Source organism: Shewanella phaeophyticola (genome assembly GCF_025398315.1).
Lineage (GTDB): Bacteria > Pseudomonadota > Gammaproteobacteria > Enterobacterales > Shewanellaceae > Shewanella > Shewanella phaeophyticola.
On the sequence record NZ_JAODOQ010000001.1, the window covers coordinates 1,071,950 to 1,095,127 of the forward strand.

At 40.5% G+C, this 23,178-nt stretch carries 16 protein-coding genes and 3 pseudogenes; 16 read left to right on the forward strand and 3 right to left on the reverse strand.

Features of this window, described 5'->3' with window-relative positions; all coding sequences use genetic code 11:
* The first annotated feature begins 95 nt into the window (after positions 1–95).
* From N4T56_RS05030 to glnS, 15 genes and pseudogenes are all read left to right on the forward strand, one after another.
* Positions 96–2,498, forward strand: coding sequence for a DNA polymerase II (locus tag N4T56_RS05030; protein ID WP_261732446.1), 2,403 nt, complete (start codon positions 96–98; stop codon positions 2,496–2,498).
* A 578-nt stretch (positions 2,499–3,076) separates the two neighbouring features.
* Positions 3,077–5,687 (forward strand): annotated as a pseudogene (locus tag N4T56_RS05035) (TonB-dependent receptor).
* Between the two features lie 105 nt (positions 5,688–5,792).
* Complete coding sequence (locus N4T56_RS05040; RefSeq protein ID WP_261732447.1) at positions 5,793–6,755, forward strand: class I SAM-dependent methyltransferase; 963 nt, start codon at positions 5,793–5,795, stop codon at positions 6,753–6,755.
* 382 nt (positions 6,756–7,137) lie between these two features.
* Positions 7,138–7,920: a DUF3450 domain-containing protein gene (locus tag N4T56_RS05045; RefSeq protein ID WP_261732448.1), complete on the forward strand. Its 783-nt coding sequence runs from the start codon at positions 7,138–7,140 to the stop codon at positions 7,918–7,920.
* Entirely contained in the window at positions 7,920–9,275 is a 1,356-nt protein-coding gene (locus tag N4T56_RS05050; protein WP_261732449.1) for a MotA/TolQ/ExbB proton channel family protein, read from the forward strand. The genes N4T56_RS05045 and N4T56_RS05050 overlap by 1 nt, the downstream gene beginning before the upstream one ends.
* A complete protein-coding gene (locus N4T56_RS05055) occupies positions 9,275–9,802 on the forward strand; it encodes a MotA/TolQ/ExbB proton channel family protein (protein ID WP_188919228.1) in 528 nt (175 codons plus the stop codon). Before N4T56_RS05050 ends, N4T56_RS05055 begins: the two co-directional genes overlap by 1 nt.
* Positions 9,803–9,815: 13 nt before the next feature.
* Positions 9,816–10,220 (forward strand): ExbD/TolR family protein, encoded by a 405-nt coding sequence (locus N4T56_RS05060; protein WP_188924962.1) that lies wholly within the window; start codon positions 9,816–9,818, stop codon positions 10,218–10,220.
* Position 10,221: 1 nt separating this feature from the next.
* Positions 10,222–10,841 (forward strand): annotated as a pseudogene (locus N4T56_RS05065) (energy transducer TonB).
* The gene (locus N4T56_RS05070; protein WP_261732450.1) at positions 10,841–12,088 is read left to right on the forward strand and encodes a tetratricopeptide repeat protein; all 1,248 of its coding nucleotides are present in this window, start codon (positions 10,841–10,843) and stop codon (positions 12,086–12,088) included. The pseudogene N4T56_RS05065 and the gene N4T56_RS05070 overlap by 1 nt, the downstream one beginning before the upstream one ends.
* 252 nt (positions 12,089–12,340) lie before the next feature.
* Positions 12,341–14,170, forward strand: coding sequence for a DUF885 domain-containing protein (locus tag N4T56_RS05075; RefSeq protein ID WP_261732451.1), 1,830 nt, complete (start codon positions 12,341–12,343; stop codon positions 14,168–14,170).
* A gap of 82 nt (positions 14,171–14,252) precedes the next feature.
* Positions 14,253–14,531 carry a peptidylprolyl isomerase gene (locus tag N4T56_RS05080; RefSeq protein ID WP_390904011.1) on the forward strand — a complete coding sequence of 93 codons (279 nt, stop codon included), beginning with the start codon at positions 14,253–14,255 and terminating at the stop codon, positions 14,529–14,531.
* 351 nt (positions 14,532–14,882) lie between these two features.
* Positions 14,883–15,422 (forward strand): GNAT family N-acetyltransferase, encoded by a 540-nt coding sequence (locus N4T56_RS05085; RefSeq protein WP_261732452.1) that lies wholly within the window; start codon positions 14,883–14,885, stop codon positions 15,420–15,422.
* Positions 15,423–15,619: 197 nt separating this feature from the next.
* Positions 15,620–15,859 carry a FeoA family protein gene (locus N4T56_RS05090; protein ID WP_188919219.1) on the forward strand — a complete coding sequence of 80 codons (240 nt, stop codon included), beginning with the start codon at positions 15,620–15,622 and terminating at the stop codon, positions 15,857–15,859.
* Complete coding sequence (gene feoB / locus N4T56_RS05095; protein WP_261732453.1) at positions 15,852–18,164, forward strand: Fe(2+) transporter permease subunit FeoB; 2,313 nt, start codon at positions 15,852–15,854, stop codon at positions 18,162–18,164. The genes N4T56_RS05090 and feoB overlap by 8 nt, the downstream gene beginning before the upstream one ends.
* A 216-nt stretch (positions 18,165–18,380) precedes the next feature.
* Positions 18,381–20,051, forward strand: coding sequence for a glutamine--tRNA ligase (gene glnS, locus N4T56_RS05100; RefSeq protein ID WP_261732454.1), 1,671 nt, complete (start codon positions 18,381–18,383; stop codon positions 20,049–20,051).
* A 66-nt stretch (positions 20,052–20,117) separates the two neighbouring features.
* Here glnS and N4T56_RS05105 read toward each other — a convergent pair whose 3' ends face one another.
* On the reverse strand, positions 20,118–20,714 hold the full coding sequence (locus N4T56_RS05105) for a Yip1 family protein (protein ID WP_261732455.1): 597 nt from the start codon (positions 20,712–20,714) through the stop codon (positions 20,118–20,120).
* A gap of 387 nt (positions 20,715–21,101) precedes the next feature.
* Here N4T56_RS05105 and miaE point away from each other — a divergent pair.
* A pseudogene (gene miaE, locus N4T56_RS05110) lies at positions 21,102–21,865 on the forward strand (tRNA isopentenyl-2-thiomethyl-A-37 hydroxylase MiaE).
* Between the two features lie 35 nt (positions 21,866–21,900).
* On the opposite strand, the gene N4T56_RS05115 reads toward miaE, so the two are convergent.
* Positions 21,901–22,626 carry a UDP-2,3-diacylglucosamine diphosphatase gene (locus tag N4T56_RS05115; protein WP_261732456.1) on the reverse strand — a complete coding sequence of 242 codons (726 nt, stop codon included), beginning with the start codon at positions 22,624–22,626 and terminating at the stop codon, positions 21,901–21,903.
* 2 nt (positions 22,627–22,628) lie between these two features.
* Positions 22,629–23,123 carry a peptidylprolyl isomerase gene (locus tag N4T56_RS05120; protein WP_261732457.1) on the reverse strand — a complete coding sequence of 165 codons (495 nt, stop codon included), beginning with the start codon at positions 23,121–23,123 and terminating at the stop codon, positions 22,629–22,631.
* Positions 23,124–23,178: the final 55 nt, after the last annotated feature.

The window sequence follows — 23,178 nt, forward strand, 5'->3', positions numbered from 1 at the left end:
TGGTCTGAATTATGCTGTACATAATAACAGTGAATTAGCATGCTACGAAGTAATAAATAAAATTGAATCATTTAGCGACGCAAATTAAACCACAGATGAGTACCGAAGAAACACCACCAGAATTGCAAGTCATTAAAGGCAAGGTGTTGACGCGTCATGCGATTTATCGCCATGGCCAGTTGGTACTGCAATATTTTATTAAAACAGCTAGTGATCCTGTTTTAGCCGAATTACATCACAGTGAAGTGATTTGTTTTTGTCGCCAACAGGATGTTGATATCTTAGCCAATAAAGTTGATTTCTCTTTGAAGGTTGAAGCTATCGCATTAATGAGCTTTGCCCACGAACCTGTGAGTGCGTTGTATTTAAAATCTAACACACAATTAAAATTACTTAGCCGCATCGCAAATGATTTAGGTATTACATTGTTTGAAGCTGACATCAGGGCTGAACAACGTTACTTAATTGAACGATTTATCGCATTAGATTTCGAATGCATTGGTCATTTCCTGCCTCAACCCCACACAGAAACATTACCTAATCTTTTCATTCATCGTGCAAGGCAGTGGGTGGGAGAACCTACGGATGCCGATGTGACACTGAGTGTTATTTCATTGGATTTTGAATGCAGCTTTGATGGCGAGTTATATTCAGTTGGTTTATATGGTGATCAATATCAATGTGTATTTATGGTGGGTGAACCACAGCAAAATTGCCATGATTTTATTGTGTGGGTAAAGGATGAACTTGACCTTATTCTTCATCTTATTGCCTGGTTTAAGCAGTACGACCCAGATATTATTATCGGTTGGGCTGTGGTGACATTTGACTTAGCTTTACTTTATCGACGTTGTGTTTTACATGGTATTCCTTTAATGATTGGCCGTGGTGGTACTGAACTGACCTGGAAGGTTGTTGATAAATTTAGGCTCGAAACACTGTCTTTACCGGGACGCGTGGTGCTTGATGGCATTGATTGGTTAAAAGCCGCATTTTATCAATTTGATAGTTTCTCTCTGGAGTTTGTTTCAAGACAATTGCTCGAAGAAGGCAAGGCGATTGAGCATGTTGAAAATCGCGGTCAAGAAATTACATCATTATTTAATAACGATAAAAACGCACTGGCTTTTTATAACATTACCGACAGCCGCTTAGTGTGGGACATTTTTGAAAAGACTCAGCTGATAGATTTTGCTATTGAGCGAGCCAAATTAACCGGCCTTGAATTTGGCCGTGTCGGTGCATCAATTGCTGCATTTTACCATTTATATTTACCGCACTTACACCGTGGTGGATTTGTTGCTCCAGCACATCCTGCTAGCCAAGGGTTAGAAAGCCCAGGTGGTTATGTCATGTCGTCAATTCCTGGGTATTACAAAGACGTGTTAGTGCTTGATTTTAAGAGCCTGTACCCTTCAATTATTCGTACATTTCTTATTGACCCTAAAGGCTTGGTAGAAGGATTGCAATTAGCTAAGCAGGGCAAGCTTACCGCAACTGTACCGGGCTATTTAGGGGCTCACTTTGCCCGCGATAACACTATTTTACCCAATTTAGTGGCTAAGTTAGCAGCTCAAAGAGAAATCGCTAAAGCCGAAAATAATGCGCCATTATCTCAGGCGATTAAAATTATTATGAACTCATTATATGGGGTATTAGGCTCGCGAGGTTGCGTGTTTCATGATGCCAAATTGGCCAGCTCAATTACCATGCGCGGTCATCAAATTATGAAACTCACAAAGCAATGGATAGAAGGTGCGGGTTATCAAGTGATTTATGGTGATACCGATTCAACATTTGTGTGGCTTGGTGATAACCATGCGATTAAAGATATTAATGCGTTAGGTCAGCAATTAGCAACGAGTATTACGACACGCTGGACACAATGGTGTGAGCAAGAATATCAACTCAACAGTCACCTCGAACTTGAGTTTGAAACTCACTTTGACCAATTCATTATGCCGACATTAAGAGGGTCTGAAGAGGGGAGTAAAAAACGCTATGTTGGAGCTTCATTAGGGGCTGACAGTAAGCTTAAGTTGACCTTTAAAGGCATGGAGCAAGTCAGAAGTGATTGGAGTCCGATTGCTCGAAAAATGCAATACGTCTTATATGAAATGTTTTTTAAAGGTGAAGATGTTATCGATTATCTACGCCAAGAATTAGATGCAATTAAACAAGGTGACAGAGATGCTGAGCTGATATTTAAAAAGCGACTCCGTAGGCACGTAGAAGACTATACAGCTAAATCATCTCCTCATGTCAAAGCGGCAAAACAGTTAGCGCAAATAAAAGGTACAAATAAAGTGACCCGAAGAGGTCAACAAATCAAGTATGTGATAACCACCACAGGCGCGCAACCTATCGAGGCACATCCAACCAATATTGATTATGAGTATTACATCAATAGGCAAATTCAACCGATAGCCGAACCCATTTTGCAACTCTGTGGTCAGCGATTTGATGCTCTGGTCAATGACCAACTGTCACTTATTTAACATTGCTAAATTAATTTTGAGTGACGTAATCCCTTTTAGGTAGATGTTAAATATTGAACTAACCATTTATTAACCGCTTAACAAATCCAACAACATTCCATGCCTCATGCAAGCACGTCATGGGCAAAACTTCACTCATCAGGTTAGTTTCGGCTAGCTAACATTCAAATATTTAACATTTTAAGTCTTTCCGTTGTTTAACATAATTTAACATTCTGTTATCGCATTCGTTTCAAAAAAAACACCTAGCACATAAAATCATGCTGCAAAACAGGATGTTAAGAAATTTATTTTTTACATTCATTTTTTATGTAAATAAAACTAAAGTTCTATAAAGTGATGTTTTTTAGGCTTTTTTAGAATGGTTGTTCATTTTTGTGAACAAGAATGGATATTACATTTGATTAACTTTTGTGCTTATGGCATTTCAAATGTTGATTAGTTGTATTAAATGTGATTTTATTGCATCTGTAATTGAGCGTTTGTAATGATTTCCTGTTGCACTCTCTCATTGTACTAACACCTAAGATAAGGTTGTTAGAATTATAAGAAAGAATTTAAGTCCAGGGAGATAGACAATGCATAAGAATATCCTAGCCAAGTCAGTGCGTTTAGCATTGATCGGTGGTGCTGCTGCAACAGCATTCACTGCACCAGCTGTTTTTGCTGCTGATGAAGATGGCGCAAAAGTTGAACGTATCGAGGTTACTGGTTCGCGTATTAAGCGTTCTGACCTTGAAGGCGCTTCACCTATTACCACAATTACTACTGAAGATATGAAGATGGAAGGTAACTTTACAGTTGCTGACGCACTTCGTAACAGTAACTTGAACTCTTTCGGTTCATTCTCTGAGCGTTCAGGTAGTTCTGCACAGTCTCAAGCAACGATTAACTTACGTGGTGCTGGTTCAAGCCGTACGTTGGTTCTTATCGATGGTAAGCGTTTCCCAGGTTCACCAACACTAGGTGGTGCATCTGCTAACTTAAACGCTATCCCAATGGCTGCTGTAGAGCGTATCGACATTTTAACTGACGGTGCATCTTCTACTTACGGTTCTGACGCGATTGCTGGTGTTGTAAACATCATCATGAAAAAGAACTACCAAGGTATTGAGTTCAACGTTGGTGGCGGTTCACGTGACCAAGATGGCGGCTTAACAAGTAAAGAATTCTCGGTTGTTGCTGGTTATCAAATGGATAAAGGTAACATTACTTTCTCGTTTGACCACCAAGACCGTAAAGGTATCTCAGACGCTGACCGTTCATACACCGCTGCAAGTATGACTGACTTCAATGGCGATGGTGTTATCCAAGCCTATGAAGAAACTGCAGGTTGGAGTATTTATGGTGCAACCGTAGCCGCTCCTGACTTCTCTTCTACTCAAGCATCACTGTTATGTGATGATTTAGAAGCTGAATATGGTTCAAACGTTTTCCAAACTGTTGCTGCTGACAACGATTGGAGCGCAGGCTCAACTTATTGTATGTATGCATATGCTAACGTTTCTTACAACAAAGCATCTGTAGACCGTAACACTGTATACGTTGACGCTAACTATGAAGTTGCAGAGGACGTAGAATGGTTTGGTCGTGTAATGGTTACTCAAAACCAATCATTTGGTCGTTATGCTCCTCCAGCTGCAGGTTGGAATAACATGGCTGCTGATAACGCACACAACCCATATGGTGAAGAAACTTATGGTTATTTCCGTTGGGTTGGTATTGGTACTCGTGATGGTGTTGTAGATGACTACAACCAAGATTACTTAACGGGTCTACGCGGTACTATCAGCGCATTAAACGATGCAGAATGGGAAGTTTATTACCACCACAATATCGCTGACAACAAGTCAGTGGGTGAATACTACTTAAGCTACTCTGGTCTTGCTTACAACCAAGCAAATGATATTGATTTAGGCTCAGAAGCTGGTATCAATAACATGAAGGCAACTACTTTAACTACCGGTCGTGCAACATTCGACCAGTGGAGTGCCGGTATTGGTTTTGATGCATTTGAATTACCTGGTGGCGCTGTTGCTCACTATGTAGGTATGGAATACTTTGACCAAGATTTCAGCGAAGTTTATGACGCACAGTCAGAAGCGGGTCTAATTGGTGGTAGTGCGGGTAACTCTGCAGGTGGCGACCGTCAAGTATGGGCTGCCTTCTACGAAGCAGTATTACCATTAACTGACGATGTTGAGTTAAACCTTGCAGCGCGTTACGATGATTACAGCGACTTTGGTGACAACCTAGCGCCTAAAGCATCTGTTCGTTGGCAAGCGCTTGATAATGTAGTTGTACGTGCTTCTTATTCTGAAGCGTTCCGTGCTCCTTCATTAAGCCAGTTATATGCAGCAACTACATTTAGTGCTGAAACAGGTACCGATTACCCATTCTGTACATCTGCAGGTACTTCTGAAGCAGATTGTAGCTCTAAGCAATACGATACTTACATCAGTGCTAACAGCGACTTATGATCCTGAAACATCTGAGTACATCAACCTTGGTGTTGCATGGGATATCGTAGATGACATCGGTGTTAAGGTTGACTACTTCAACTTGAACATTGATGACGTAATCAGTCAGCGTACAATTACCAACGTTATGCGTGGTGTTGCAGCTGGTACTCTTGAAGAAACCGATACATTCTATGTAACACGTGCTCCAGATGGAGCTGATGGTACATTAGGTCGTGCACTAGAAATCGGTACTGGTTATGGTAACGGTGATAAACTTGAAATTACTGGTGTTGACGTTTCTTTAAATGCCAAGTTTGAAACCGCAATTGGTGACATTGGCTTTAACTGGAACAACAGCTTTGTTCTAGAATACATCCAAGAAGTTGAAGGTGGTGCTGCAGCTGAAGATATTGCTGGTTGGAATGGTTTACCAGACTATAAGTCTAACTTCACTACTAACTACATGTTAGGTGACCATAGCTTCTCTTGGAACATGAACTACACGTCTTCTACTTACGAAGATGATGACACGGGTCACTTAGATTCGTGGTTAATTCATAACCTAAGCTATGTATACGATGCAGGTAACTACGGTTCAATCTTATTAGGTATCAACAACCTAACAGATGAAGATCCAGTATTAACCTCTACTGGTATCTACGACAACGCTGACCTATATAACAACTATGGTCGCGAATACCGTGCAAGCTATACTCTAAAGTTCTAAACACTAGTCACCATTTGCTAGTTATTTAGACTAATAAGGCTCCTTCGGGAGCCTTTTTATTTAATCAACATTAATAAAACAGTGAATTTGAAGTGAGTGATGTATATGAATAACCATTGGAGTGAATATTGGCAGCAAGGGCATACAACCTCTTTTGGCGAGGCATTATCAGGTAACTATGAGGGGGTATTAAAGTCGATATGGCAACCTACGTTTGCGGGGTTGCAGGATGGCTTTATGGCGGTGGATATAGGCACAGGTAATGGTTCGTTACCCCTATTAATACGTGAGGCATTAAACGGCGCTAATATTAAAGGCGAGGTGGTTGGAGTCGATTTAGCTGACGTTAAATTAACTGATAAAGCCCAGACTCAACAATCTAATATTGCCATTAAACTACTATCAAATGAAGCAAGTGAATCTTTGCCTTTCGCAACTGGCACCGTTGATTTATATACCTCGCAATTTGGTTTTGAGTACTCAAATATTGATTTGTCATTGAAAGAGGCCTCAAGAGTGCTTAAAGACAATGGACAATTTTGCTTGGTTTTTCACCATGCCAATTCGATGATCATTAATCGAAATCGTAAAATTCTACGCTTAGTTGAACAACCTCAGGCTGAAGAGTTAGTGACCTGTTTAAGTAATATTGCTATAGCAATGGGCAATGTTTCATCACCTAATGATATAGTAAGGATTAAACAGGATCCCAACTGTGAAAAAATTCGTGCAGAAATCAACCGACTGATAAAACATTTAGTTTTATTTGACGAGAAAGCCGCACAAGACTGCCAACTTATGATGTTTGTGGCGCAATTTTTTAAAGATGGACTATTTTGGCTCATAGCAAAAAAGCAACAATTTATCGAATTCATTAAATTACAGATGGATACATTGAAGTTAAGACTAACTGAACTATTAAATGCTTCTTTTGATGAGGATAAACTAGGTCATTTCATTAGTCATTTTAGCCAAAATTTACTTTCTTTAAACGAGCTCAAAGTGTTAAAAAATGAACAAAATGAAGTGCTAGGTTGGTATTTAAGTGCTCAAAAAAATATCTTATAGAATAGTTTTATAATAAATAATCAAAAAAACATAAGTTATTTTTTGATTAAGATCATGATTTTAAATAAGTAAAATTTTACCCATAGCACTAAATTACTACAGATTTATGTTGAAGATGTCTATTAATTCACCTTTCATTTACATTCCTCGTCTTAACAGCTCTTTCCACTAGTTTTTACGCTTTGCAAATGTTGACACAGGTCAACATTTTGTGAAATGATGCCAACGGGTCTGCGCCTTAACCGGCGTAGAAAAGGGAAGAAAAACTAACAATCACAAGAAAAAGACATACTTAGTAGAATTAACATTGGTAACAAATTTGTATCATCGTAATTTGTGCTTAAGTTGATCTTTTTAATTCACTTCAAATTGGTTGGGAACTATGTCCAAGGTAAGCAATAGAACAAAAATCGCTACTGCACTTGTTGGCGCACTGGCTTTAGCTGGTAGCAACTTCGTTGTTGCAGATCCTCTAGCTGACGTTCAAAAAGCGGATAGTAGCCTTCATGCTGCATCAGCTGCGTCACAACAGAAAGTCGACAAATATTTTGACCAAGCACAAGACATGCTTTTTGAGTATGGCAGCGTTGCTGATGAGCGTGAGTCATTAAAATCATATAATGACTACGTTGCAGGCTTGGTCGCTGATCAACAGAAAACACTTGATTCAATTCAGACAGACATCAATGGCGTTGATAAATTACGTCAAGGTGTTGTGCCTTTAATGTTTAAAATGGTTGACGCTTTAGATCAGTTTGTAAATTTAGATCTTCCTTTCAACACTGAAGTTCGTAAAAATCGTGTTGAAAACTTGAAGAACATCCTAAATACAGCAGAGGTTACTCTTGCTGAAAAGTACCGTTTGATCCTTGATGCATACAGCATTGAACGTGAGTACGGTAGCTTCGTTGCAGTTCACACCGGTAAGCTAGACTTAGACGGTAAAGAAGTATTAGTAGACTTCTTTAACCTAGGTCGTGTTGCACTATATGCGCAAAGCTTAGATCAAAAAACAGCATGGATGTACGACGCTGACGCTAAAACTTGGAACAAGTTAGAAGACAGCTATTTACGTGACATCACTAAAGGTATTCGCATTGCTCGTAAGCAAGGCGCATTAGACCTATTCGGACTACCAATTCCTGCTGCGGAGACTGCACAATAATGAAGAAGTTAATTACATCAGCTCTAGTGGCTGCAACTTTCTCTTTAACAGCCGGTATGGTTTCAGCTGCAGATGCACCTAAAACTATTGATCAGCTGTTGCAACAAGTTAAAGTTGACCGTGCTAACGAAGGCAAAACCAACGCTAAGCGCGAAAGAGAATTCCAAGCAGAACGTGGCGATAAAGCTGCCTTACTTAAGCGTGAAAAAAACGCTTTAGCAGCAGAAAAGCAACGTGGTAAAGACCTAAACCAAGCTTTCTTAGATAACGAGCGTAAAATTGCTCAGTTAGAAGAAGACTTAAAAACCGCTCAAGGTGACTTAGGTGAAATGTTCGGTGTTGTTAAAGGTGAAGCTGGCGATTTCGCTGGTAAACTTGCGGCATCAAACATCAGCGCTCAATTCCCTGGCCGTGATGCATTCATTGCAGAATTAGGTGCTCGTAAATCATTACCAAAAATTGAAGAGCTAGAACAATTCTGGGAAGCTCAATTATTTGAAATGGTTCAATCAGGCAAAGTGGTTAAGTTTGACGGTGCTGTTACTGCAATTGACGGTAACGTAGTTAATACTGCAATTCACCGTGTTGATCCTTTCAACTTAACAGCTGAAGGCAAATATGTTGTTTATAAGCCTGAGCTAAACTTGATTCAGCAATTATCACAACAACCAGAAGGTTACCAAGTCAGTGCAGTTGCTAAATGGGAAGGCACTACCTCAGGTGTTGCTCCTTTTTATGTTGACCCTGCTCGTGGTGTGTTATTGAACATCTTCACTAACAAAGCAAGTCTTGAAGATCGTTTAGAAGCGGGTGGTACAATTGGTTATATCATTCTTGCGCTATTAGCATTAGGTGCATTAATTGCGCTTGAGCGTTTAGTCACGCTTACTATCATTGGTGGTAAAGTTAACAGCCAACGTAAGAACATTGATAACCCAGGCAACAATGCTTTAGGTCGCATCTTAAAAGTTTACCAATCTAATAAAGACGTAGACGTTGAAACCTTAGAGTTAAAACTTGACGAAGCAATTCTTAAAGAAACGCCAGCTTTGGAAGCGCGTATTTCAATCATTAAAGTTATCGCAGCTATCGCACCTATGATGGGTCTGTTAGGTACTGTAACGGGTATGATTGCAACCTTCCAATCTATTCAGTTGTTTGGTACTGGTGACCCTAAACTGATGGCTGGTGGTATTTCTATGGCTCTTATTACAACGGTTCAAGGTCTAATCGCCGCTCTACCGTTAATGTTATTACATGCTGTAGTTGTTGCTCGTAGCAAATCTATCGTTCAAGTTCTTGAAGAGCAAAGTGCTGGTATTATCGCAGAACATGCTGAGAAGAGGGCTGACTAATGATGCTAATCCTGATGGACGTATGGGATTCCGTCAGGGGCTTCATGGCCTCCGGAGGCGATGTCCTCTGGTTGGTTGCAGCAGTGCTATTTCTAATGTGGGTGTTAATGCTTGAGCGTTATTGGTATCTTAACTGGATATCACCAAAACAACATCAAGCAGTAATCGCCTCATGGGAATCAAGAGAAGAGACGACTTCTTGGCATGCTCACCGTATCCGTGAAGCTTGGGTATCCCAAGCGAAGCAAGATTTGAATGCACGTATGCTGTTAATTAAAACCCTAGTAGCAATCTGTCCAATGATTGGTTTATTAGGTACCGTTACCGGTATGATTTCAGTATTCGATGTGATGGCAGTTCAGGGGACGAGTAATGCTCGTTTAATGGCGGCTGGTATCTCTATGGCTACAATGCCAACTATGGCAGGAATGGTTGCAGCTCTATCAGGTGTTTTCTTTAGCACCCGTTTAGACTCAAAAATGAGAATCAGTTTAGAAAAGCTAAAAGACAGCATGCCTCACCACTAGAGAGAGATTGAACATGGCACGTAAGAAGCATTCCAATATGGAAGAGGAAGCGCAAATTGATATGACCCCGATGCTAGACATCGTGTTTATCATGCTGATCTTCTTCATTGTAACGACATCGTTTGTTAAGCCATCTGGCTTAGACTACAACAAGCCTAAAGCTTCACAGGCTACGTCTAAACCTTCGGCAAACATCTTTATTGGCATCAGTAAGTCTGGTGTCATTATGATGGAAAACCGTCAGGTTGATATCGAACGTGTAACTGCAAACGTAGAACGTATGTTAGCAGAAGCACCAGAAGCAGCTGTACTGATTCAAGCAGACAAAGACACTACACATGGTTTAGTCGTTAAAGTCCTTGATAACGTAAAAGCTGCGGGTATTGACAAAATTTCAGTATCAGCGGGGAATGAGTAATATGCTAAGAGCACTCGTATCAATAATCATTGGTGCCACAGTGACTTTTGGGCTGTTTGCTTTCATGGCATTCTTGGTCGGCGGTGGCGCACAGCGCAACGCCGAGTCTGAGGATACCCCTGTTATTGAAATTACGATGGATAAACAGGATTCGAAGGCACAGAAAAAACCAAGGGTTACACCTAAGCCACCTCCACCACCGGAGCAGCCACCGAAGCCGGATACTACTCCGCCTGACTCATCATCTAATATTGACACCAACTTGGCGTTTAATATGGGTGGAATTGAAGCTGGCGGCCAAGTACAGGCTTTAAGCTAGGCAACATGATGACCCGTGATGGTGACGCTACGCCTATCGTTCGTATTGAGCCACAGTATCCAATTGCTGCTGCTCGTGATGGTAAAGAGGGTTGGGTTCAACTTACCTTTACGATTAACGAACTGGGTGGTGTTGAAGACGTATCTGTTATCAAGGCTGAACCTAAGCGTTTATTCGATCGTGAAGCGATTCGCGCATTGAAAAAGTGGAAATATAAGCCAAAGATTGTTGATGGTAAGCCATTAAAACAACCTGGCATGACTGTACAACTTGATTTTACTTTAGAGAAAGGAGGTAGATAATGCGTAAAGTTACTAGTATCGCTACTGCGTTATTACTTTCAGTCTGTTCAAGTGCAATGTTGTCTAGTTCAGCTTTGGCTGCTGAAAAGTGTGAGATTGACAAGCGTCAATCTCGCGCAGTAGGTACCACTGCAGCTAAAAAAGTTCAAAAATCTTTTGAAGCCTATACAGAAGGTAATTTAGATCAAGCGATTTCAATATTGCTTGAAGCTAATACTAAAAACGATTTCGACAAAGCTTATGTCGATCGTATGTTAGGTAACTTCTATGCCGAAAAAGGTCAAATGGGCACAGCAATCAAATATTTAAAGACTGCTGTTGATGCTGACATTCTTGGTGGTACCGATCACGCTGCAACAATGCGTTTGTATGCTGATTTGTTACTACAAGAGAAAAAGTTCAAAGAAGCGATTCCATACTATTACAAGTGGATGGAGTTTACCTGTAAGTCTGATTCTCAAATGTATCGACGTATTGGTATTGCTCACACTGAGTTAAAAGAGTGGAATAAAGTACTACAAGTAGCTGATAAAGGGTTATCTTTAGCTGACGCACCTGATAAAGGTCTGTATCAGATGAAGCTAACTGCTTACTTTAACCAGAAAAAGTACAAAGAAGCCGTTAACGTATTAGAAGTTATGGTGCCTTTGTTCCAAGACGATAAGCGCTTATGGGTACAGTTGGCTCAGTTTTACTTAATGACTGAAGATTATGATAAGTCATTAGCAACTTATGACCTTGCCTATAAAAATGGCTTTTTAGAGACAGACGGTAACATTACTCGTCTTGCTCAATTGTTAGCGCAAAAAGGTTCTCCTTATAAAGCAGCTACCATTTTTGAAAAGCACATGAAGTCTGGTCTTATTGCTGAAAACGAGAAGAGCTACAGTACTCTTGCTGGTTTTTATCATAATGCTAAAGAGCTAAAAGAAGCTGCCTCCTATTATGGTAAGGCTGCTGCGGTTAGCAACAAGGGTGAGTTGTTCTTAAAGCAAGGTCGTATTCTAGCTTTAGATCAAAAATTCAATGATGCTATTCCTGTGCTTAAAAAAGCACTTGATGCAGGAATTGATAACCCTGGTGAAGCTCAATTCGAGTTAGCTTTAGCATACTTAAGTTTGAAAAAGTACAAGTCAGCTTATAACCGTGCAGTGCTTGCTGCCAACGATAAGAAGACTGAACGTAGTGCAAGAAGCTATATTTCTTATATTAAAGAAAAAGCGCGTATTCACAACGTCACGCTTTAACTGCTTAAAGCATGTAAAAAAAGCCCCTTTTTAGGGGCTTTTTTATTGCTCTTTATCAATAGATTTTTAAGCGTTAAATGTTAAATTGTTAATTTATGTGTATTTGAATAAGTTTAGTTTCATGTATGGCTTGGCATCGATACAATATAAGTATCGTGTTTTGGTTTCTGTTTGTTACCAATGATTAACGTCAGGCATGTGTACTGACTACTCAAAGTTAATGAGCTTGTGCTGTGTTAAGGAATAATAACAATGAATAAAACTTTTTTGGCACTGTCTGTGTCATTATTATTAGCGACTCAGGGGTGTTCTGATAGCGCTAAAACATCTGAGCCAGTCAATTCAGCTCAAGCTTCTGTAGTGCAAGCTGTAGAGCAAACGACCTCAGAGAAGTATCTCGCAATGGTTGATGCTTTTTTTAATGAACAACTAAAGCTAGAACCCATATACGCCACTTTTGTGGGTGTAAATGAATATAACGACCAATTTGGTGGTTCATTAACTGAAGAGTACTTAAAGCAACGTCATGAACTCAACAGTCGCTACTTCAGTCAAGCAAAATCCATTGATGTAGATCAGCTCTCTGCATCGCTAAAATTAAGCTATGACATGTTTATTTATGATCGCAATATGGCGTTGATTGGCGAATCCTATCCTGAACATTTTTTACCGATTAACCAGTTCTACAGCACTGTATTTACTATGGTGCAACTTGGTACTGGTGAAAGTGCACAGCCTTTTAAAACGGTTGAAGATTATCAACATTGGTTATCTCGTTTACGTGGTTTCATTAAATGGACTGAATTAGCCCAACAGCGTATGGATGAAGGTATTGCCAGCAAAGTCGTTCTGCCTAAAGTGTTGGTGGAACGGATCATTCCTCAATTAGATGCTCAGCTCGTCGACTCGGCTCAAAATAGCTTATTTTATTCCCCAATCAATTTATTGCCAGACAGTTTTACTGCAGAGCAAAAAGCCGAGCTTACACAACAATATACTGCGATTATTGACTCCGAATTATTACCCGCATTAAAAGGGTTACGTGATTATATTCAACAAGTGTACTTACCTCAGTCACGAGCATCTGACGGGTGGTGGGGATTACCCAATGGCAAAGATTGGTACCAACATCTTGCTAATAGTCATACCACAACCACACTTCCAGTAGATGAAATTCATCAAATAGGTCTGTCTGAAGTGGCTCGTATTTTATCTGAAATGGATAAAGTCAGAGAGCAAGTTGGCTTTAAAGGTGATTTGACAGCTTTTTTTGCATCGCTCTCGTCTGAACCGCAATATTTCTTCACCGATAAACAAGATTTGATTGATGGTTATATGACCATTAAAGATAAGATCAATGCAGTATTACCGCAATATTTCGATGTTATGCCAAAAGCTGATTACATCGTCAAACCGGTTGAAGCATTTAGAGAAAAATCGGCGGCTGGGGCATCTTATGAAAGCCCTGCGGTTGACGGTTCCCGTCCAGGTATTTTCTATATCAACACCTATAATTTAAAAGCTCAACCTAAATGGGGCATGACAACGCTATCATTACATGAAGCGGCTCCGGGTCATCACTTCCAGATTGCGATTAAGCAAGAGTTAACCGATGTGCCTGAGTTCCAACGTTTTCAAGGCTATACCGCTTTTGAAGAAGGTTGGGCTTTGTATGCTGAATACTTAGGTATTGAAATGGGTGTATTCAATGACCCGTACCAATACTTTGGTAAGCTTTCTGATGAAATGCTGCGCGCAATGCGTCTGGTTGTCGATACCGGTCTGCATGCTAAAGGTTGGAGTCGTGAACAAGCGATTCAATATATGAAAGATAACTCACCTATGGCGGAGTCTGATATCGTTGCCGAAGTAGAGCGCTACATGGCGATACCGGGTCAAGCTTTGTCGTACAAAGTGAGCCAGTTAACCATTTTACGCTTACGCGCAGATGCTGAAAAAGCCTTGGGTGATAAGTTTGATTTAAAAGGCTTCCACGATCAGCTATTAACGACAGGTTCATTACCGATGGCTGTTATGGAAGATAAAATTGCAGATTGGATAAAAACTGAGTTGGCTAAATAACTGTAGTAGGCAGTATGTCATCTTAGTGTCATTATGTTAGTGTTATTTTTTAATTTATAAATATTCGTTTAGGAGCCGTCATATGGTACAAGCAACAGCAAGACATTTACTGGTTAGCACGCAAGAGCAATGCGAAACGTTAAAACAACAAATCGAAGCAGGTGCTGATTTTGCTGATGTTGCAAAAGCGAATTCTTCTTGTCCTTCTGGTGCGCAAGGTGGTGAGTTAGGTTCATTTGGCTCTGGTATGATGGTTAAAGAGTTTGATGAAGTCGTGTTCAGTGCGCCGTTAAACGTAGTACAAGGCTCGGTAAAAACGCAATTTGGTTATCACTTACTTGAAGTGACTAGTCGTGGTTAATGTGTAAAGCATTGACTGTTTAAATGGCAGCTTAGGCTGCCATTTTTTTATCCTTTTATTTAATCCGTTTAAAAAGTAATACCAATTCCACTAATTATCTGGTCATTCAGCGGGAATTCTGTGCCTTCTAGGCAAGTAATAGGATTGTAGGCATAGTTGCTCTACGTCAAAATACTATTAAGCAGCATAGAAGGCACAGAAACCCGCCTTGCAGGAGGCGCTCAGACAGTCCATTTCTTTGTTGCATTGCCTTAGAAGGGAATAACCATTATTTCAACAATGCGCCTCAAACTGAACAGTCTGAGCGACTCTGATTGGTCACATAATTAATGGAAATGGTATAATGATCCGATGATGAAAACCATACTTTATAGTGACAGGTTGCAGCTACGGGACTTAACGTCTGCTGATTGGCCTAATTTTTTGCGCCTACACCTAGATAAGGACGTTCAGCAATATATACGGCCTGTCGATGCTGAAGACAACCTAAAAAAGAACTTCGTTCAACGCAATAGACCTTATCAATTTGAAAGCGGTCAATGGTTATCATTGGTTATTGAGCGTCTCGATAATCAGCAATTTGTTGGGTTGATTGGGTTTCGATGTGACGATTTAGCGTTAAAGCGGGCTGAGGTCGGTTATCTGATTGCTCCTGAGCAGCAAGGTAATGGTTACGCAACTGAGAGTTTACGCGCCGTTATTGACTGGGGGGCGTTGCAATTTGAAATGCATAAATATATTGCTATTTGTTGCTATGAAAACCTAGCGTCACGTAAAGTGCTCGAAAACGTTGGCTTTGTGCAAGAGGGGACGTTGAGACAAAATACCTGCATCAACCAGCAATGGTTTGACGATTGTTACTTCGGTTTATTAACTTCGCAACGAATGTAACCTTTTAGTTAACACATTTCAGAATATAAAAATATTTACTCTTTAGACTGTTTTCTATTGGACATTTGTCACATAATACGTAATACAAGTGAAAACTATTCTCGTTAGCAGCTTAAACTTTGATCTAGATTCGAGTTTAACTTGCAAAGCTCAGATAAAATTTCAGACGTTATTAATGTTGTTGAAGGTAGTGCTACATGAAACTGAGTGAACTCAAACCCGGAGATCGCGCAATCATCTCTCAAATAGGTCAATTAACGTTACCACAAACCGTAAAGCGTAAGTTGTTATCAATGGGCATCACTCCCAACACGCATTTTTCTTTTATCCGCCGAGCACCAATGGGCACAGGTGTTGAACTTAACTTACGTGGTAGTAAGTTATGCATGCGTCGCGATTTAGCCGATATCATTGAGGTAGTAATAACGAATGACTAAACAATTCCATTGCGTCACCGTCGGTAATCCTAATGCCGGTAAATCAACCCTTTTTAATGCATTAACTGGTTCAAGCCAGCAAGTGGGTAATTGGTCTGGCGTGACTGTCGAGAAAAAAACCGGTAAATTTAGCTATTCAGGCAACGATATTTTATTAACCGATTTACCCGGTATTTATGATTTGCTTCCAGCTGGCAACAGCTGTGATTGTTCGTTAGATGAACAAATTGCACAAAACTACTTAGCGAATCAACAGGTCGATGCGATTATTAACTTAGTTGATGCCACAAACGTAGAGCGTCATCTTTACCTGACCACGCAGCTACGCGAGCTAGGTATACCCGTTATAGTGGTGATTAACAAAATTGATGCGGCTAAAAGGCTCGGGATCACTATTGATGTCGAGCAGATGTCAGCGCGTTTAGGTTGCCCTGTGATTGCGATTTGCTCTCGTCGTCAAGCAGATGTTGAACAGGTTCAATCTAACATTCTTACATTATTGCAAAGCAATACCGCGACAGAGCCTCTTACGTTGCAATACCCTGCAGACATTGAAGCCAGTATTAAAGCGTTACAGCTTCAAAATGGCAATCAAGGTCTTGGCGCATTAAGTCGCGGGCAAGCATTATCTATTCTAGCCAATTGCCATGGCAATGCATGTGGTACAAGTGAAGTACAACTGCATGACACTGTACAGCAATGCACTCAACGTGCAGAGCAAAACGGTGATGATATCGAAATTATGATTGCGACTACGCGTTATGATTTTGTACAACAAGCATTTGAAGCTGCAGTTAATCAAGGTAAACACATCAGTGTGTCAGACCGATTAGATAATGCGGTTCTGCATCCTGTTCTGGGTATTCCTGTGTTCTTGTTCGTTATGTACTTGATGTTCTTATTCAGTATCAACGTGGGTAATTCGTTTATCGACTTTTTCGATATTACTGCAGGAGCAATATTTGTTGACCACTTTGGGGCGTTATTGGTCTCTATGGGCTCTCCCGATTGGCTAGTGACTATTTTAGCCGGTGGTGTAGGGCAAGGTATTCAAACGGTTGCGACATTTATTCCTGTTGTAGCCGCATTATTTTTAGCATTATCAGTGTTAGAAGCATCAGGTTATATGGCTCGTGCAGCCTTTGTGGTTGACGGTTTAATGCGCCGTATTGGGTTACCTGGTAAAGCATTCGTCCCTATGATTGTCGGTTTTGGCTGTTCTGTACCAGCGATTATGGCGACCAGAACTCTAGGCAGTGAACGCGAGCGTATTGTGACTGGCATGATGGCCACCTTTATGTCATGCAGTGCTCGTTTACCTGTTTACGCGTTATTCGCTGCAGCGTTTTTCCCACAGTCAGGACAAAACTTAGTCTTTTTACTTTATATTATCGGTATTTTGGCTGCTATTGGGATCGGTTTGTTATTGCGTAAAACGGTATTGCCTGGCACAAGTAGTGCAGTGGTTATGGAACTGCCTAGTTATGAAATGCCTAAAGCCAAAGCGGTATTTTCTCGAACCACTAAGCGAACCAAAAGTTTTATTAAAGGTGCCGGTAAAACCATTATTATCGTTGTTACCCTGCTTAACTTTGTTAATGCAATTGGTACCGATGGCTCTTTTGGTCACGAAGACAGTAAAGAGTCGCTATTGAGTGTGGCTAGTCAACAAGTTACACCATTATTTGCGCCAATGGGTATTGAGCAAGACAACTGGGCTGCGACGGTGGGGATTATTACTGGTATTTTCGCGAAAGAAGCCGTAGTGGGTACATTAAACAGTTTGTACAGCAGCAGCGAAGGCGATGAAGAAGAAATGCTAACAATATGGGAGAGTGTCAAGGTCGGCTTAGCTACCATACCCACTAACTTGTTAGGTATTGAACCTGATGACCCTTTGTCGATTGCCATTGCCAGTATTACTGACTTAGACGAGGCTGCTGTTGAGTTGTCGGTTGATTCATCAACATTCAGTGCTCTACAGACAGGCTTTAAGAGTCAGTTAGCCGCTTTCTCTTATCTACTGTTCATTTTATTGTATACCCCTTGTGTGGCTGCTATGGGCGCATTAGTGAATGAGTTTGGTGCTAAATGGGCGCGATTTGCCGCAGTTTGGACTTTTTCTTTAGCATATGGTTCAGCTACGGTGATTTATCAAGGCGCCACTTTCTCACAGCATCCATTACAATCGGCAAGTTGGATTGGCTTTTTTGCTGTTGCTTTAGTTGGTTTCTACATGTGGTTGAGCAAAAAAGGCAGACAAGCACAGCAAATTATTCCTGGTATTCGTATTGTCACAGAATAGTCTTTGTTGATCTGAATGATTCTTTTAAAACCCAGCATTGCTGGGTTTTTTGTTTATATTCCTGGTAAATACCCTCACAGCACGAGTTTGTTTACGCTAATTGGCATTTTTTGTTTATCTGACTAACTTTTTCGATACTAGTAGTTGTAACTACTGAAGATCTGTAGGATCATCTGTTTTTTATTCATATTGCCATTGTGTGCCAAGAGGAATTCCATGAGTCATGTGGACACCGAAGTACGTCCTAGTAACTTCATTCGTAATATCATAGACGAAGACCTAAGTAGCGGTAAGCACAACCATGTTCATACTCGTTTCCCGCCAGAACCTAACGGTTTTTTGCATATTGGACACGCTAAGTCTATTTGCTTAAATTTTGGTATTGCGAAAGATTACCAAGGTCAATGTAACTTACGTTTTGATGATACTAACCCTGAAAAAGAAGACATCAACTATGTGAAGTCTATTCAGGAAGATGTGCATTGGTTAGGCTTCGAATGGGCTGGCGATATACGTTATTCATCGAATTATTTTGATCAATTGCATCAATATGCTGTTGAACTTATTAGCAAAGGGCTTGCTTATGTTTGTTTTTTAAATAGCGAACAAACTCGTGAGTACCGTGGCACTTTAAAAGAGCCAGGTAAAAATAGCCCTTACCGTGACACCACCCCTGAAGAAAACCTCGCTCTGTTTGAAAAAATGCGTAAAGGTGAATTCAAAGAGGGTGAATGTGCATTGCGTGCAAAAATTGATATGGCATCACCCTTTATGTGTATGCGTGATCCGGTGATATACCGTATCCGTTTTGCACACCATCACCAAACCGGTGACAAGTGGTGTATTTACCCAATGTACGATTTTACTCATTGTATCTCTGATGCGATTGAAAACATTACTCACTCAATTTGTACGTTAGAGTTCCAAGATAACCGTCGTTTGTACGATTGGGTGTTAGATCATTTAGATGATTTCCAAACTCCAAACCGCACTCGTCAATATGAGTTTTCTCGTTTAAATCTTGAATACACATTGATGTCAAAACGTAAGCTAAATGATTTAGTGACCCGCAAATTAGTCGACGGCTGGGATGACCCACGTATGCCAACCATTGCAGGTTTACGTCGTCGCGGTTATACACCAGCTTCTATCCGTGAGTTTTGCTTACGTATTGGTGTCACTAAGCAAGAAAACTTAGTTGAAGTCGGCATGTTAGATGCGTGTATTCGTGAAGAGTTAAATGAACATGCACCTCGTGCAATGGCCGTGTTAAGACCCATCAAAGTGGTTATTGAAAACTATCCAAATGCACAGCCAGAAACTATCACGGCACCAGCGCACCCAAATAATCAAGCAATGGGTACCCGTGAACTGTCTTTTGGTCGTGAATTATTTATTGATGTTGAAGACTTCAAAGAAGAAGCCAATAAGCACTTTAAACGTCTTGTGTTAGGTAAAGAAGTTCGTTTACGTAATGCTTATATCATTAAAGCTGAACGCTGTGACAAAGATGCTGATGGTAATGTGACGACAATCTACTGTACCTATGATGCAGATACGTTAGGCAAAAATCCTGCTGATGGACGCAAAGTAAAAGGCGTTATCCATTGGGTGGAAGCGAGCACAGCCAAACCTGCCGAGTTCCGTCTGTATGACCGTTTATTTACAGATGTAAACCCTGCAGCATTTGACACCGTAGATGAAGTGATTAACCCACAGTCGTTAGTGGTTGTTCAAGGTTTAGTTGAGCCTAGTTTGGTTAATGCTCCTGCTGAAAAAGCATATCAGTTTGAGCGTGAAGGTTACTTCTGTGCAGACAGCAAAGATTCGTCTGCTGAACATTTAGTCTTTAATTTAACCGTACCACTACGTGATACTTTCTCTTAGTGTTTACCGTTAAATAACCCAATAAAAAAGGCGCTCAAAGCGCCTTTTTTATTGTATTGAAACCACCTATTGCAACATTGAGCCAAAGCCAACGCTCCATAAAATAACACTGCTTGCCATCAGTGCAACTAGCAACACCAATCCTGCCGTGACAACTGAACTTGCGTAAATAAAGCCTTTTTCTTCAGGTATGTTCATGATGATTGGCACACCTGCGTATAGAAGGTAGACCGAATAAGTTAAGCCAATTAACCCCACAACCATAATAAACCACAATACAGGGTATAACGCGGCTAATCCCACCATAAATAAAGGGGTAGCAGTGTAAGCTGCCAGTTCTAATGCTTGAGTGTAGGTTGGGTCTGCATCAAATGTTTTACCCATCCAATAGGCTAAGTAGGCCAATGCCATTACCCCAAATATTAAGCCAAAGTACATGCCAATCGACATAAACATGGCGCTTTTAGGTGTTAAAAACAGCAATTCGCCAGCCCCTGGATGCCACCCAATGTGCGCGGTAGCAAAATAAGAGCAGATGGCCGGGATGAGCGCGATAAGTAATACATGACTTAAGCTGCTTTTCAGCGCTTCATGGTTTTTTTCAATTGTTTGCCACTCTTGTTTCGGATGAGTGTATAGCCCCATTAAGTGATTCAGTACCATTATAATTATCCTTGTTTAGCATTTCTCAACCTAGCTCGCCAAACAATAGACGAACTGACTACAGCTTTTAATCAATCGCCTTCATCAGTTCACAGTACTTTACAATGAACGGTTAGCAGACTCCTTGCTAACAAGTTATTGCTCAGTGCTCACCTCATCCCAACAGGAGGTGTTTAAAGGAGATTGACCTTACTTTTTCAGTTTAGCACAAACCTGAAATTTCGTTTGACGACATGCAATATTCTGATATTGAAATTTACTATCTGAATATTGGACATTTATTGAACATAAATGTTAATTCGTCAAGTTGTAGTACGTTTGAGCTTTAGAAAAGATCAGCCAAACGGTAAAATAACGACAGATGTTTTATAAAGGGTCTTTAGTAACATGCAGCAAATACTTGAACCAATTAATCACTTTTTAGGTTGTGAAACACCAGATGACTGGGTCAATTTTGCCAAGCAGCCAGCGCAACTGAATGCATTATTAATTGATCACTGTAATTGTGAACTTAAAGCGGCACAAACTGCAATGATGATGATCCGCAAGTATGCCATTGATAAATCGAGTGCAGCTATTTTATTAGCGTGGTAAAGCCGTATGAAACGTTCGTTTATAATAAAGAACGCGATGCTAATGTGTTTTTGAATCGAGATATCAAAAAAAATGACATTACAAGCGAGCTTGTTGCCAGCCAGTCACTATCAATTAGTGTGGACTTAATGACTAAAATGGTTCGCTTAATTAAAGAAGAGTTTCATCATTTTGAGCAAGTCTTACAAATCATGACCTCGCGTGGGATAGAATACAATAATATGAGAGCAGGGCGCTATGCCAAACAATTAATCACTCATGTTCGTACTCATGAACCCTCAACGATCATCGATAAATTAATTATTGGTGCATTTATTGAAGCGCGCTCATGTGAACGCTTTGCCAAATTAGCCCCGCACCTAGATGATGAACTTAATAAGTTTTATGTGTCTCTACTTCGTTCTGAAGCTCGACATTATCAAGATTATCTTGCTTTAGCACAAGATATAGCAGGTGAAGATATTAGCGACCGAATTGCCTATTTCAGGCAGCAAGAAGCCGCATTGATATTGTCTGAAGATAATGAGTTTCGGTTTCACAGCGGGACTCCAGTGTAGAGTCCAAATGTAGATAAACGGTAGTATTTACAACGTTAGGTTGCTAAAAAAGGCCTTTGTTCTAGCTCACAACCTTGTGGTGTAACCGATAACACGCTGCCCTGAGTGTACCAATCTCCTACAACGACACGTTGTTTATTGCCGTTAAGTTGATGAATATCGGGGCGATGGGTATGACCATGGATCATACGTTGGCAGTTAGTTTTAGTAAGGAGTTCATCCACGGCTGTAGGTTCAACGTCCATGATTTCATAATGCTTTTGCTGATTACCCTGGACACTTTTTTGTCTAATTTTTGCTGCAATGTTTAAGCGGGTTTGTTTAGGCAGTATATGTGCGTAGATCCATCTCACCATCGCAATGCTACGAAAACGTCTAAAGCGCTGATAAGCTTCATCAAGTGTACAAAGACTGTCGCCGTGTAAAATCACTGTGCGCATGCCATATAAATCGATACAGTGTACTTCAGGTAAAATTTGCATGCCCGCTCGTTTGCAAAACGCGCGACCGATCATAAAATCACGATTGCCATGAATGAAATACACCGGCATTTTAGCGGAAACGACTTTTATTGCTTTGGCAATTTCATTGGTAAATGGCTCTGCAATATCATCGCCCATCCACACTTCGAATAAATCCCCAATAATATAAAGTGCCTCGGCATCGTCTAAACCGTTCGCGAGAAAGTCTACAAAAGCATGGGTGATATCTGGACGATCTGCACTTAAGTGCAAATCGCCCACAAAGACAGTGCGGCGCAAAATTATGCTTTTACACTAACATTGTTGATAATAACAGCTTCTAATGGCACATCTTGGTGCATGCCACGGTTGCCAGTGGCAACGGCTTTAATTTTTTCAACCACATCTAAGCCTTCAACGACCTCACCAAATACACAGTAACCCCAGCCTTGGCTTGTTTCTGATTTAAAATCAAGGAAAGTGTTGTCGTTGATGTTAATAAAAAACTGAGCTGTTGCAGAGTGCGGATCAGAAGTACGAGCCATCGCAACGGTGCCTTTACGGTTTGATAAACCGTTGTTTGCTTCGTTTTTCACAGCTTCGTTACTACGCTTTTGCCCCATATCTTCGGTAAAACCACCACCTTGGATCATAAAACCGTCAATTACACGGTGAAAAATGGTGCTGTCATAAAAGCCGTCTTCAACATATTTCATGAAGTTAGCCACAGTCAAAGGAGCTTTTTCTGCATCAAGTTGTAAAGTAATGTCGCCAAAATTTGTGTGTAAAGTAACCATTCGTATTCACCTAGAAAAAATAATTTGCGCGATTCTAACTTATCTTAGTTGCGGC